The sequence below is a fragment of the Methylobacter marinus A45 genome (assembly GCF_000383855.1).
Classification (GTDB): domain Bacteria; phylum Pseudomonadota; class Gammaproteobacteria; order Methylococcales; family Methylomonadaceae; genus Methylobacter; species Methylobacter marinus.
Genome location: NZ_KB912877.1, coordinates 2694303 through 2707715, shown reverse-complemented (window position 1 = coordinate 2707715; position 13413 = coordinate 2694303). Strand labels below are relative to the sequence as shown.

The 13413-nt window shown below is 50.2% G+C and carries 15 protein-coding genes; 8 read left to right on the top strand and 7 right to left on the bottom strand.

What is annotated here, in order from left to right:
* Positions 1-10: 10 nt before the first annotated feature.
* Positions 11-523, bottom strand: coding sequence for a DUF2380 domain-containing protein (locus tag METMA_RS0112745; RefSeq protein ID WP_020159482.1), 513 nt, complete (start codon positions 521-523; stop codon positions 11-13).
* Between the two features lie 217 nt (positions 524-740).
* Complete coding sequence (locus METMA_RS0112740) at positions 741-1091, bottom strand: HPF/RaiA family ribosome-associated protein (RefSeq protein WP_020159481.1); 351 nt, start codon at positions 1089-1091, stop codon at positions 741-743.
* A 236-nt stretch (positions 1092-1327) separates the two neighbouring features.
* On the opposite strand from METMA_RS0112740, the gene nhaR reads away from it, so the two are divergent.
* Complete coding sequence (gene nhaR / locus METMA_RS0112735; protein WP_020159480.1) at positions 1328-2236, top strand: transcriptional activator NhaR; 909 nt, start codon at positions 1328-1330, stop codon at positions 2234-2236.
* Positions 2237-2369: 133 nt separating this feature from the next.
* Here nhaR and METMA_RS0112730 read toward each other — a convergent pair whose 3' ends face one another.
* From METMA_RS0112730 to METMA_RS26990, 3 genes are all read right to left on the bottom strand, one after another.
* Complete coding sequence (locus METMA_RS0112730; protein ID WP_020159479.1) at positions 2370-3464, bottom strand: 5-(carboxyamino)imidazole ribonucleotide synthase; 1095 nt, start codon at positions 3462-3464, stop codon at positions 2370-2372.
* The gene (gene purE / locus METMA_RS0112725; protein WP_020159478.1) at positions 3461-3958 is read right to left on the bottom strand and encodes a 5-(carboxyamino)imidazole ribonucleotide mutase; all 498 of its coding nucleotides are present in this window, start codon (positions 3956-3958) and stop codon (positions 3461-3463) included. The genes METMA_RS0112730 and purE overlap by 4 nt, the downstream gene beginning before the upstream one ends.
* Before the next feature lie 145 nt (positions 3959-4103).
* Positions 4104-4268, bottom strand: a complete 165-nt coding sequence (locus tag METMA_RS26990) for a hypothetical protein (protein WP_156830496.1) — start codon at positions 4266-4268, stop codon at positions 4104-4106.
* Between METMA_RS26990 and METMA_RS0112720 the strand changes: the two genes are divergently transcribed.
* On the top strand, positions 4268-4711 hold the full coding sequence (locus METMA_RS0112720; protein ID WP_156830495.1) for a hypothetical protein: 444 nt from the start codon (positions 4268-4270) through the stop codon (positions 4709-4711). The two genes, METMA_RS26990 and METMA_RS0112720, sit on opposite strands and share 1 nt — an antisense overlap.
* A gap of 261 nt (positions 4712-4972) precedes the next feature.
* Here METMA_RS0112720 and METMA_RS0112715 read toward each other — a convergent pair whose 3' ends face one another.
* Both METMA_RS0112715 and METMA_RS0112710 read right to left on the bottom strand, forming a co-directional pair.
* Positions 4973-5338 carry a hypothetical protein gene (locus METMA_RS0112715; RefSeq protein WP_020159476.1) on the bottom strand — a complete coding sequence of 122 codons (366 nt, stop codon included), beginning with the start codon at positions 5336-5338 and terminating at the stop codon, positions 4973-4975.
* 137 nt (positions 5339-5475) lie between these two features.
* Positions 5476-5655 carry a hypothetical protein gene (locus METMA_RS0112710; protein WP_027147291.1) on the bottom strand — a complete coding sequence of 60 codons (180 nt, stop codon included), beginning with the start codon at positions 5653-5655 and terminating at the stop codon, positions 5476-5478.
* A 1334-nt stretch (positions 5656-6989) separates the two neighbouring features.
* Here METMA_RS0112710 and gltA point away from each other — a divergent pair.
* The 6 genes from gltA (at position 6990) to METMA_RS0112675 (ending at position 13412) form a co-directional block, all read left to right on the top strand.
* Entirely contained in the window at positions 6990-8288 is a 1299-nt protein-coding gene (gltA, locus tag METMA_RS0112700) for a citrate synthase (protein ID WP_027147290.1), read from the top strand.
* Positions 8289-8373: 85 nt separating this feature from the next.
* Positions 8374-9642 carry an alginate export family protein gene (locus METMA_RS0112695; RefSeq protein WP_020159472.1) on the top strand — a complete coding sequence of 423 codons (1269 nt, stop codon included), beginning with the start codon at positions 8374-8376 and terminating at the stop codon, positions 9640-9642.
* A gap of 189 nt (positions 9643-9831) precedes the next feature.
* Positions 9832-10545 (top strand): MBL fold metallo-hydrolase, encoded by a 714-nt coding sequence (locus METMA_RS0112690; protein ID WP_020159471.1) that lies wholly within the window; start codon positions 9832-9834, stop codon positions 10543-10545.
* A 2-nt stretch (positions 10546-10547) separates the two neighbouring features.
* Positions 10548-11459 (top strand): sulfite exporter TauE/SafE family protein, encoded by a 912-nt coding sequence (locus METMA_RS0112685; RefSeq protein WP_020159470.1) that lies wholly within the window; start codon positions 10548-10550, stop codon positions 11457-11459.
* 55 nt (positions 11460-11514) lie between these two features.
* Positions 11515-13101, top strand: a complete 1587-nt coding sequence (locus tag METMA_RS0112680; protein ID WP_020159469.1) for a nitrite reductase — start codon at positions 11515-11517, stop codon at positions 13099-13101.
* A complete protein-coding gene (locus METMA_RS0112675; RefSeq protein ID WP_020159468.1) occupies positions 13101-13412 on the top strand; it encodes a c-type cytochrome in 312 nt (103 codons plus the stop codon). Before METMA_RS0112680 ends, METMA_RS0112675 begins: the two co-directional genes overlap by 1 nt.
* Position 13413: the final 1 nt, after the last annotated feature.

Genomic DNA, 13413 nt, shown 5'->3' with positions numbered 1-13413 from the left:
CAAGCCTTGTTTAGTTGTTTTTTAGCGTTTTGTCGATTTTAACAGCCAGACTTTCCACGCCTTTCAAGGTAAGTTTTTTATCATTGCCCTTAATTTCGGAAATGTAATTGCCTATCAACCGGCCAGTATGCACGTCAATTAAGTGAGCCATAAGATAAGCAAACAGAAAGCTGGGTTTGTGCAGGCGCCCGACCAGCACATAATCGGCGCCGGTTGGCTTGGCCAGTTCGGCCGCCACATCGTCATGATCGAAAAGATAACCGACACCAACATCAGCATTCCGCTGGGCCTCAGATCGGACCGTCACGACTTCATAGCCGGCTTTTTTCAGTTCGTTTTCCAGCATGGCTCTTATGCTGGCTGTGCGTTGGATTTCCGCAGGAATGCCGGGGGCCAGGGTCAGATCTTTCAGCTCGAAATCCAGAATGGCGATACGTTGCCCGGCCCAACTGTCCAGACTCATCAAACATAAGACCAATGGCAGAATCATCCGCCATATTCGGGCGTTGGCTAAATAACTCATTGTTTCTCCCTCAGTCAGAAAATGGTATTAACGAAGCGATTCGGGCGAAAACTATCAATTAACCACTGAAATTTGACCAATAATTAATTCGTTGGATTGAGCTGGAATGCCAAAGTTTGATTAAATTTTGTACTTAACCGCGGCATTGTCAATGGCCCTCTCCCGAATGGAGAGGGCGCGTTGTCAGTATTGAGGTTGAAAGCAGGACAGGCGGGTATTAAATTTCAGCCGTAACCGCATTGGCTGAATTGAATACACGTTTGAATTTTCGATGCTTGGCTACATGACGCGTGACCGTGCGTCCGGCTCGATCGGTCGCATTGTCAACAGCCGCATACATATTGGCCTCAACATCATCAATAATTACATCTGATTGGTGGGGTATCACTACTTGAATATGGCAGCGTTTATCGGCGCCGCCTTTGGGTCCATTGGCATTGGAAAGGCGCACGATGATACGCTGAACAGAATCATTACTGCTGGTTAAAGCACTGTTGATACGCTTAATGACATAACGCTGTAATGCTTCGGTCAAAGAAAAATTTCGAGCTTGAATATCAATTTGCATACTGCACTCCTGATTGAGTATTACCAGATGAGCTTTTAAATTACCGTGTCTTGTATTAAATAAAAAGTCGGATATTTTTTATTAATTGATCGGATTAATCGAACTTTTTCGCTTTTTAAAGAAGCAAATATCCATCACGGCATCGCGTGAGCGGAATAAAAAAATCATCCATGTATGATTTCATCAGTGATCATGTTCTAATTGACCGCAATCAGAGCATGAACTGAGCAATATCTATGATTAACTACAAGCATCTCCATTACTTTTGGATGGTCGCCAAGGAAAAAAGCATTGTCCGGGCCAGTGAACGTTTAAATCTGACGCCTCAAACCATTAGCGGACAACTGAGCTTACTGGAAGAATCTCTGGGTGTGGCGTTATTTGATCGGGTAGGTCGTCACCTCGAACTCACCGATACCGGCCATAGAGTGTTAGCTTATGCCGATGAAATCTTCTCGCTAGGCTGTGAATTGGAAAGCGTGGTTTACGATCGTCCTATCGAGCCGATATTGACATTCAACGTAGGCATTGCCGATGTCGTGCCTAAATCCATTGCTTATCGCTTGCTGGAACCGGCCTTGCACATACCCGCCCCGGTACGCATCAATTGCAGGGAAAATGATCTCAACTCGCTATTGGGCGATCTGGTTCTGCACAAACTGGATCTGGTCATATCGGACAGCCAAATCCCTGCGGACATCCATATTCGTGGCTTTAGCCGGCCGCTGGGCGAATCGGCGCTGACATTTTTCGCCGCGCCGAAGCTGGTAGACACTTTCGCACAGTCTTTTCCGAACTGCCTCGATAATGCCCCGCTGTTATTGCCGGGCGACGCCAGTGGAATAAGAGGTCAACTCCAGCAATGGTTTGATAGATGGCATATTCACCCTCGCATTATCGGAGAATTTGATGACAGTGCGCTGATGGAGGAATTTGGCCAGGCCGGCATCGGTATTTTTGCCGCGCCGACCGCGATTAAGGCGGAAATCGAAAAGAAATACGAAGTGCGATCCATTGGCGACGCAGAAGACTTAACCGTTCAATTTTATGCCATCTCAATGCAGCGAAAAGTCTCCCACCCGGCTGTAACGGCAATTACCGCCAAGGCCAGGGAATGGCTGTCCTACGATACGACAAATCAATAAGAGAAGGCATCAGCCTGCGCCCTTTTCAACTTGTGCGCCCAAAACATAGCGCGTTTTGAGCGCCTAGCGACTGAACCGCATCGCAATGCCGTCGGGCCACGATTTCTGCCGCGGCCCGCAGGAGGATCGAACGTTATGAGTCGTCCACCTGGTCGGCAAGCGCGGTTAAGGCCTTAACCAAATCCGACAGCCTTTCCGGATTTTCCGCCCGCGCCGTCGCGTGCGCGACTTTGCGGCCTTTCCGGGGCGCTTTGTCATAGAGATGCAGATGCGCATTCGCAATCTTCAACACGTCCTCATTAGCCGGCAGGCCGCCGATAAAATTCACCATGGCAGCGTTGCCGACCGGCGTGGTCGCGCCTAAAGGCTGGTCCAGAATCGCGCGCAGATGATTTTCAAACTGGCTGGTTTCCGCGCCTTCAATCGTCCAATGGCCGGAGTTATGCACACGTGGCGCGAATTCATTGGCAATCAGCGTACCGTCCACATCGAACAGCTCCAGGGCCAGCACACCGACATAATCCAGTGCTTCCAGTAGCGTTGTAACGTGGGATTCAGCCTGTTTTTGCAGCTCATCGCCGTCCCGGCATTCAGAAACACGCAAAATACCGCCGCGATGCAGGTTCTCCGATAAAGGATAGAAAGCAATGGCGCCTGAAACACTGCGTGCCGCAATAATTGACACTTCACGTTTGAACGGCACGAAAGCCTCGACGATGGCCGGCACGCCTTGCAACAGTTCCCAGGCAGGCTCCAGATCGTCTACGGATTTGAGCACTGACTGGCCTTTGCCGTCGTATCCCTGGGTACGACTTTTCAAGATAGCCGGCCATCCGATGCTCGGCATGGCCTGTTTCAAATCCTCAAGGCTGTCGAGCGCCGCGAAAGCCGGCGTCGGAATTCCGATTTCACGGAAAAAGTTTTTCTCGCTGAGCCGGTCCTGAGCAACAGCCAGCGCCCTGGGCGCCGGATGCACTTGTGTCCGCGCGGCCAGAAACTCAGCAACATGCGCCGGCACATTCTCAAATTCATAAGTGACCACATCGGCACGTTCCGCCAGCTGCGCGAGCAAGGCCGGGTCGCTATAATCCCCATGCAGATGCTCGCCCAATTTGTTGGCACAGGCATCGGCCGACGGATCCAGAAATATAAAATCGAGCCCCAAAGGATAACCTGCCAACGCAATCATGCGCGCAAGCTGTCCAGCTCCGAGAATGCCGACTTTCATGCCATGTTCTCCCGCGGATCTGAATGTTCCAGCACCATTTCAGTCTGTTCATGCCGAAAATCGTTCAAGGTCGCACGGTATTGGCTGTGTTTATTGCTGATAATGGCTGCCGCCAGCAAAGCGGCATTTGTGGCTCCCGCTTTGCCGATTGCCAAAGTGCCGACCGGAATACCGGCAGGCATTTGCACAATCGATAATAAGGAGTCCATGCCGTTTAAGGCTTTGGACTGTACCGGCACACCCAAAACAGGCACGATGGTTTTCGCCGCCGTCATACCGGGCAGATGAGCGGCGCCACCGGCGCCCGCGATGATCGCTTCCAGTCCCCTGGCTTCCGCCGTTTCGGCATAATGGAACAGTTTATCCGGTGTCCGGTGTGCCGAAACGACGTCAACTTCATACGGCACCCCAAGTCGATCAAGCGTTTCCGCAGCAAAGCGCATGGTTTCCCAGTCAGAGGTCGAGCCCATAATGATGCCAACCAGTGCTGTCATGTGTTACTCCTATCAGTATCAGAATAATCCGGACACAACAGGTCCAAATAATAGTTAAGCGCGGAATTATCGCATAAATGTCGGCGATGTTTTCTAAGTTTTCGCATAATTTATCGGCAACAGTCCGAAGCGCTATTCAACGCCTTCATTCTCTAATATATAAAAACAGCACGGCAATCGTTGAAGGTTTTCCTGACAGCGCCATGCCCGCAACACCATCAGTTCCTGCCTCTAATTTGCCAGGCAAGTCGGGAATATCAGCCCTTGACATCGTTAACCTAATGCTTATAGTTACTGAAATAATACTCAATGAATAATCAATTGCGGAATTTAACAAACGAAATGACACGACTGCAACGGAAACAACTAGAGGGATGGATAGTGGTTTTGATGCTTTTCTTTGTCGTGTGGTTGTTTCAAGATAACCCTGTCGTCGCACGCGGCGCTTTCTTGCCGGTCATTATTTACCTGATGGCGAACTGGAGCACCATTCTTTATATGGCACGGGTAGGCCCTACCCCTACGGAAGTACTCGCAAAAAGCATTCGCATCCGGGTGGGACTGTTTGTTTGCATAGGCCTGCAATTAGCCGTTTCTTATTTCTTTTTATTTACCGGCAGGGATCTGGGGAAAATTTTGACCGGGTATGGTTCGTTAACGCTCGCCGTGCTATTTCCGATTTTGCCGGCTGTCATTAACAGCGAATTTGCGCGATTCCGCCGTTTGGGGAAAACGGCGCCGAAAGAGCAATAGCATTCTGAAACGTTTGCTACGGAGTGGATACGGAATATAAACAAAAGGATGACGCAGAGGGAGAGGATTGTGAGTATTCGCGTGCGTTTCTAATTGCGTTTCACTAAGGACAGCCCCGCGACATTTATTTCCAGACTTTCGTTTCTAATAGCGGGGAGATTGTTTGCCGGGTGGTTGAAGACCAAATTTGCGCCATTAACCGGCTGACAGCACCGAATGAGCAAGAGACCCATACGGATCTCTTGCTGCTCAAATTTCCTGCTAACCTTTGCCGGGCAGCATGCCTACTGAACCGGGCTTAATGCGTTTGCAGGTAACGACCATATCTTCCAGATGACATTGAGCCTTGCCTTTATTATCGGCATCCGAGCATTCTTCACAAACGGGCGTGCCGGTGCTTTTCACTTCTGACACATGCCAGCCGTAACCTTGTGTCTGACAAAACTTCTTACTGTATCTGTTCAGATTATATTGCTTTGAAGCCGTTTCGATTGCCGCGGATTTGGCTTCGCACTTCGCTGAAGGCAACGTATTGGCCATGATATCCCGATAAATATATTCTGTTGCCGTCGCGCCACCTGAAAAAAGCGATAACGCCGCCAACAGGCCTACCAAATTAAGTTTCATAATTCTCTCCTCATTATTTAGCGATCATTGATGCGCTATATCTTCTATATAATAGTGTCGCCCTGGACCATGATTACAACCGGCGCCTGCAAAAATCGGCAGCCAAGATCCCACGAAGTATCCTGTATGCTCAGGATTTAATTTAAAACACGAATATTCATAAGCGCGGCTTCATCTTGCAGCTGCTGTTTGATCGGAGCGAATTTTTCGTCCTCGCTCTTCTTGACCAACACCAAGGTCGTCACTAAAGCAAACGTTATGCAGCCGACATACAACCAGAATCTATCTTTTGTTTGTGCTTGTGTTTCATCATTCATTTTTCTGTACCTCTGTATTTTTAAGTCATCTATGGACATGCCAAAGTTGTTAAAAAAGCCCGACCATTTAAAACCGGCGCTGTACCTCATTTCACTACTGAAGCACCTGCTTCGTTCATGTATTCAGCAATTTCCCAAGGTGGATAATTTCAACCTGATATTGGCACGATCACTGACATCAATCACCTTCAGCCCTACCCTAAAAAAACGGATAGGGCATGATAAAAATTGCCGTGCTTACAAATTTCCTTTTCAATTTAGTAGTGAATCGATACTATAGGAAAGCCAGAGCTCACTGTCAATAAATATCGAATCAATACTACATGTTTTCGATATTACGCCCGTCGAGCGCTCAACGCAATCATTTACTCCGGCTAATCTTCAACTGTTACAATCGCCGCCGCTAATAACCCAGTCGTAAATCAGTCTCGGTACTTTTTTAACCTTTCTCAGCTACAGCTTGCCTTAAGCGTAATTTTCCTAATGCACAGGTATTCCACGCCGTTTCATATTTACTGATGTTGCGCACGAACCTTTTAATCCCGTCTGCCGCGATTATTGCGGTTCTTAAGCCCTTCACACTACACAGTAATATGCGGACGTCATAACCCTCGGCTGGCGTATCGGGTCGAATCCCCATAGGGCACGAGTACATTCAAACCAGCAACCGCGTAACATCAGATATTTATTTGAAGAGCATGAAACTAAAGCCACAGTTAATTACTCTTTAAATATAAAGCACCAGATTGTCTTTAGATGTCTTGGCATCTTTATCGAACACAGAGAATTACCTCGATGTTTCTTTAGTAATATGCCTTACCTATTAATTGCCATTGACTGGATTCAGAGGGCTTTCCAATGCATGACTTTTGTAAAAACGCTTTGTATGGCTTACTGACTGTTATCGTGCTTATCAGTTTTATCGTGAGCGCATTTATCGTCTCAAGCATTTTAGTTATCAGTTTTACGCTATGGTTTGTCTGGAATTACAGCAATCTCGCCATACAAAGAAAGCTCAACTACATATTTGAAATTTAGCGCTGCATTGAAAAGCCCCATAAAAGCGCTTTCCATGTTCCAGCATTGAACTGGGAGGGAGAAATTTCGCCTCTATTAAAATTTAATGGCACCATATTTAAGAAGCCGTCTTTCTAATTATTTCAGGTTCTCGCCGGCAAACGACATCGCATTCGAGATGCCACCCGTTCACAAATCCGCATTATGATTCCCAGGGTCAAGCCGAACAAACAGTTGAGCATGTATTTTCTGTTTAAATATCATTTAGCTTTGTGATACTGTCGTTAAAATAAATTATTAGAACGGAGATCAGTACCATGACTAACCAACGCCGTGTTACCCTAGTTAATGAGGAGAATCAGTCCGTATGTGAGTTGCCTGTTTTATCAGGAACTACTGGCCCTGATGTAGTCGATGTCCAGGATCTGTATAAAAAGACCGGCATGTTTACCTATGATCCGGGTTATACCTCCACTGCCAGCTGTTCCTCGAAAATAACGTTTATTGATGGTGAAGCCGGCATATTGCTGTACCGCGGTTACCCCATCGAGCAACTGGCTGAACAATGCACTTTTCTGGAAGTCTGCTATTTGCTGCTGAACGGCGAGCTGCCGACCAGCAGCCAGATGGATCAGTTTGAACATTCCGTAACCATGCATACGATGGTGCACGATCAGTTGACCAACTTCTTTAAAGGCTTTCGCCGGGATGCCCATCCAATGGCCATCATAGTCGGCGTAGTCGGCGCTCTATCCGCTTTCTATCATGACGCCCTGGATATTACCAATAAAAAGGACCGCGACCTGTGCGCCATTCGCCTGATCGCAAAAATACCGACCATCGTGGCCATGAGTCATAAATACAGCATCGGCCTGCCGTTTATGCACCCGCAAAATAAACTGAGTTACGTGGAAAATTTCATGCGCATGATGCTGGCCACGCCTTGCGATGACTTTCACCCCAACCCGATTCTGGTAAAAGCGCTGGATAGAATCCTGATTCTGCATGCCGATCACGAACAGAATGCCTCCACATCGACGGTTCGCCTTGCCGGTTCCAGCGGCGCCAATCCCTATGCCTGTATTACGGCGGGAATCGCCTGCTTATGGGGCGCGGCGCATGGCGGCGCCAATGAGGCGGTGCTGAACATGCTGGAAGAAATCGGCGATATTTCGCATATCGACCCTTATATCAAAAAAGCCAAGGATAAAAACGATCCATTCAGACTGATGGGGTTCGGCCATCGCGTTTACAAGAACTATGACCCGCGAGCCAAGCTCATGCGCGCGACATGTCATGAAGTGCTTAATGAACTGGGCCTGCATGACGACAGGTTGTTCAAGCTGGCGCTGGAATTGGAGCGCATTGCCCTGGAAGACGAATACTTCATCGAGAAAAAACTGTATCCGAACGTCGATTTTTATTCGGGTATCGTGCTGCGCGCCTTGGGGATCCCCAGCAACATGTTTACGGCCATGTTCGCCATGGGCCGCAGCGTAGGCTGGATTGCTCACTGGGATGAAATGATATCGGATCCGGAACAGAAAATAGGCCGCCCCAGACAACTCTATACCGGATCAACGAGGCGCGATGTGGTGCCCATGGCCGCACGCTGAATGGTCAGGCATCGGTTCTTGATGCCATCTGCGGGGCGGGCTCGTTAAACTTGTACCATTCGCTATCATATCGTGGGGAGTAACAATGTCTTTACGTAAAACATTAGCCGATACCAGCATAAAAATCACGTTTGTATCGGCGGCTGTTTTATTCTTTCCAATAGCTCACACGGCGGCCTTTGCCGCAGTGGACGATGCCATCGAAAACGCATTGAAATTCGGCCAGGCCGATGCAAGGTATGGACAGGTAAAATTCAACCTGCGTTATCGTTACGAAAACGATGACAGCAAAAACCCTGACAAAGCCGTCGGCAATGCCTCTACTGTTCGTCTGCGCCTGGGGTATTTGACGCCCGAATTCCACAGTCTGCAAATTTACGCCGAATACGAGGGCAACCAGGATGTCGGTGCCAACACCTACAACAGCCTCAGAAACGGCCACGATACGTATGAGACGATCGCCGATCCGCAACAGCATGAACTGAATCAATTCTGGATCAGCTATACCGGCCTGCCCGGTACCGAAATCACGCTGGGGCGCCAACTTATCGCGTTGGATAATCAGCGTTTTATCGGCGACCTGGACTGGCGGCAAATGCAGCGAACGTTTGACGCGCTTACGGTTAGCAATAATTCGTTGCCCAACACGACAATACAGGCCGGCTATATAACCAGTGTCAGGGAAGTGACTGCGGAAAAAATCTCGATGGACAGCCAGTTCGTCAATATCGGCTACGATATCGAACGCATCGGCCTGTTATCGGCCTACACCTATCTGCTGGGCTACAATGACCTGCCGGCCGACAACATAAAATCCAGTCAGACTTATGGCGTTCGTTTTAACGGGGGGGCCACAATCAATGACGATGTCGCCACCATTTTTACCAGTGAGTATGCCTATCAACAGGATTATGCGAATAATCCCGACGACTACGAAGCCGATTATTACCTGTTAGTCGCGGGCCTTCAGGCTTACGGCTTCACGATCAAAGGCACCATAGAGCAACTGGACGGCAAAGGCTCAGGCCCCGCGTTTCAAACACCTTTGTCATCGGATCACCTGTTTAACGGCTGGTCGGATCAATTTACGGTTATACCGGTTCACGGCCTGCGCGATATCAACGGCTCAATCGGCGCTACGGTCATGGGCATCAATATCGAAGGCATTTATCATGATTTCGCCGACGATACCGGCAACATCGATTATGGTGAGGAATGGGATTTCATCGCCGCCAAAACCTTTGGCAAGCACTACAGCCTGCTGGCCAAATACGCCTATTACGATGACAACGGCGCGCTGCCCGGCTTAACCGATACGCATAATTTCTGGCTGCAAGCTGGAGTCAGTTTCTAAACCATCCGGCAACGATTCATTGCAATAATATGGTTCACACCGATAGGAACCGGTTTTCAGATCCCGTCAATTGGAAATAACGGCCAGCCTATCGGGCCAAATGATTGATAAAGCTATTGATCATCCCCTGGACTGTCTTATAATTAATATTAGATTTTTATTATTTACTTAATTGAAGAGGTTAACTCCATGATCTTCAGACAACTTTTCGAACCCGACACCGCTACCTACAGTTACCTGCTCGGCTGCGAATTCAGTCAAAAAGCCGTCCTGATCGATCCGGTCGCCGGCGACGTGGAGCACTATATAGCGCTTCTAAACGAACTTGAATTAACATTGATCTACACTATGGAAACCCATGTCCACGCCGACCATATCACCGGCGCCGGCTTATTGAGGGACAAACTGGGCAGTAAAGGCGTCGTTCACCGCGATGCCGGCGCCATGTGCGCCGATCTGCTGGTCACCGACGGCGTGCAGCTTCAGCTTGGCGAAATTGAAATACTCGTCCGCCACACCCCCGGCCATACCTCGGGTTGTGTCAGTTATGTCGCCGGAGACCGTGTTTTTACCGGCGATTCCCTGTTTATCGATGGCTGCGGACGCACGGACTTCCAGCAGGGCGATGCCGGCATGCTCTATGACAGCATCACGCAAAAGCTGTTCACGCTGCCGCCTGACACACTGGTTTACCCTGGACATGATTACAACGGCAAGACCGTATCCACGATCAAACAGGAAATAGCGACCAACGCCCGTCTGGGCGGCGGTAAAACGCGGGAGGAATTTATTGAAATCATGACGAACCTGAGCCTGCCTTATCCTCGATACATTGACGAGGCCTTGCCTGCCAACCAGGCCTGCGGTCAACCGGATAAACAAGAGTCCGTCAGACAAGGTTAATCATGCTGCTATTAATCGCGCTCTCCCTGCTGATCGGCGTTTTACTGGGCCTTTTAGGAGGGGGAGGCTCAATCCTGACCGTGCCGGTTCTGGTTTACCTGGCTGATTTATCGGCCAAAAACGCAATTGTCACTTCGTTAATTGTCGTCTGTCTGACCAGCTTTATCGCCGTCATCAATCATGCGCGCAATGGCCGGGTTTGCTGGACCACGGGCCTGGCTTTCGGCCTGAGCGGCATGATCGGCGCCTTTCTGGGAGGCCGACTGACCACCTATGTCCCTGACTCGCTGCTGCTGGTGCTATTTGCCGTGATCATGCTGGCAGCCTCGATATCGATGCTGCGCGCCGACAACATCCGAAAACTGCCCCCGGTCCCAGCCTCTACAAAGCCCTGCCCCCGGCATCTACCACTGATAGCGCTAGCCTTCGACGGCTTTCTGGTCGGTTTGATGACCGGACTGCTCGGCGTCGGCGGCGGTTTCCTGATGGTTCCGGCACTGAACAACCTGGCCGGCCTTCCCATACATGCCGCCATAGGTACATCGCTGTTTATCATGGTGATTCAATCCGCTGCGGCCTTGGCGGGACACGCCAGCCATATGACGGTCGACTTGTTTTTAACGAGCCTGGTAGCGGCTTTTGCCATTACCGGCAGTTTTATCGGCAGCAGCCTGTCCGGCAAGATTCCCGGCCGCCATTTAAAACGCGGTTTCGGCCTGTTCGTTTTCGGCTTGGGCTGTTTCTTGCTCTACCGCGAGATAAACCAGCCGATGATAGCGCAAATAAAAGACCTTGCTGTCCGTTATCAGGACTTCATTCTCGGCGCTTCGACCATTCTGGCCATCCTGCTGTTTTATCGGTTATGGCTTTGGGCACATACTGCCAAAAATAACAATGATCGTAATCAAACTTGAGCTTTCGGTGTTAATTGGATAATATTGATTCAATACTACCTGGAGTTCATAGAGAATGAAAAATACAAAAAAGCTTCTGTCTCAATCAGTCATTGCCGGCTTAACCGCCCTCGTTTTACCTTTAGCCGCACAGGCGAAATCCGATAACGCCCAGAATATGCATCAATTGTATGAAAACAATTGTGCCAGTTGTCACGGTTCCGATCATGGCGGCTATCTGGCTCCGGCATTGAACGCGGATACCTTGAAAGGCCGCAGCCCCACGGCTTTGCGCAGTCTGATCATGACCGGAAGCTTCGACACCCTAATGCCTCCGTTTTACGGCCGTTTAACGGACGACCAGATTCGCGGCCTGGTCAGTCACCTGCAAAAAACTCCCAAACAGGATAACCCCGCCTGGACCATTGACGACATGAAAGCGTCATTAAAAGTCTACGTCAAAGATGAAAGCACATTACCCGATAAACCAACCTACCAGATCGGCAGCATGGATGACGTGATCGGTGTCGCGGCTCGCGGCAAATACGGCCGCGGCGATGGTTCCAAAGCGGTTTTCATCGATAGCACGACCCATAAACAAATCGGCGAAGTTCCAACCGGCACGGCGGCGCATATCATCGACTATAACCCGGCCAACCCGCGCTGGGCTTATGTAAAAACCGACACGGCGGAAATTTACAAAGTCGACCTGTATTCCATGAAAGCCGTGCGCAGCATCAAGACCGGCTACAATGGTCCGGGCATGGGCGTATCGCGCGACGGCAAATACATCATGGCCGGCTCGTTCGTCCCGCACAATGCCGTCATTCTGGACGCCGACACGCTGGAGCCGTTGAAAACCTTTGAACTGGAAGGCATTGATCCGGACGGCAACATGGTCACCTCCGATTCCGGCATGGTCATCGGCACGCCCTATGACGATATTTTCGCCATTGCCCTGGAAAACGCCGGCCAGGTCTGGGTGGTCGATCTGAAAAAAGACCAGGACTTCCCTGTCACCAAAATCACCGATGTCGGCCGCCATCTGCATGACGCGTTCCTGACGCATAACGGCCGCAAGCTGATGATCGCATCATACGATGACAGCATCGTCGCCGCGATCGACTTGAAAGACCGCAAGATCATCAAAAAACTGGAAGCGGGCTGCGTACCGCACGTAGGCGGCGGCTCCGCGGTCAAGGTTGATGGCCGTACCCTGGGCTTCGGCACCAACTTCGGCGACTGCGAAAAAACAGTCGTCAGCGTCTGGGACCTCGATACCATGGAAGTGGTTAAGCAAGTCCCCGTTTCCGGCGGCACCGAATCACCGGCCGCCCATGCCAACGCGCCTTATGTGGCTGTGGACATTATCAGCAAGGACCGGCGCGCGCGCACCATTCAGCTGATCGACAAGAAAACGCTGGAAGTCGCGAAAACGCTGGATGTCGGCGGCCATGCCTACTTCCCTGAATACAGCGCGGACGGCAAATTCCTGTATGTCAGCGCCGGTTACAGCGGCGACGAAGTCGTCGTATATGATTCCAACTCGCTGAAGAAAGTCGCTTCCATCTCGATGGAAAGCCCGGCCGGTATTTTCTCGCACGGCCGTGTTAAATACATGACCCGCGGCCTTTCACCGGACGAGATGGAAGGAGCAAAATAATGAGACTATTTGCTCTTTCCAGCATCTTGATCGCAGGCCTGTGCGGCATCCAAAGCGCTAATGCCGCAAGCATTTACGCCGGCCACGCGATTGCGGCCGCGGTCTGCGCGCAGTGCCACGGCATCGTCAACCCGTCCGCCGGCGCGCCTTTTCCGCCGCTGGCCGGGCGCGACGCCGAGTACCTGAAATCGGCGCTAAAGCAATACCGCGATAAAACACGCGAATCGGACATCATGAATAATATTGCCGGTTCTTTAAGCGATAAAGACATCAACAATGTCATCGCCTACTATTCGCGATTAAAACCTTAAA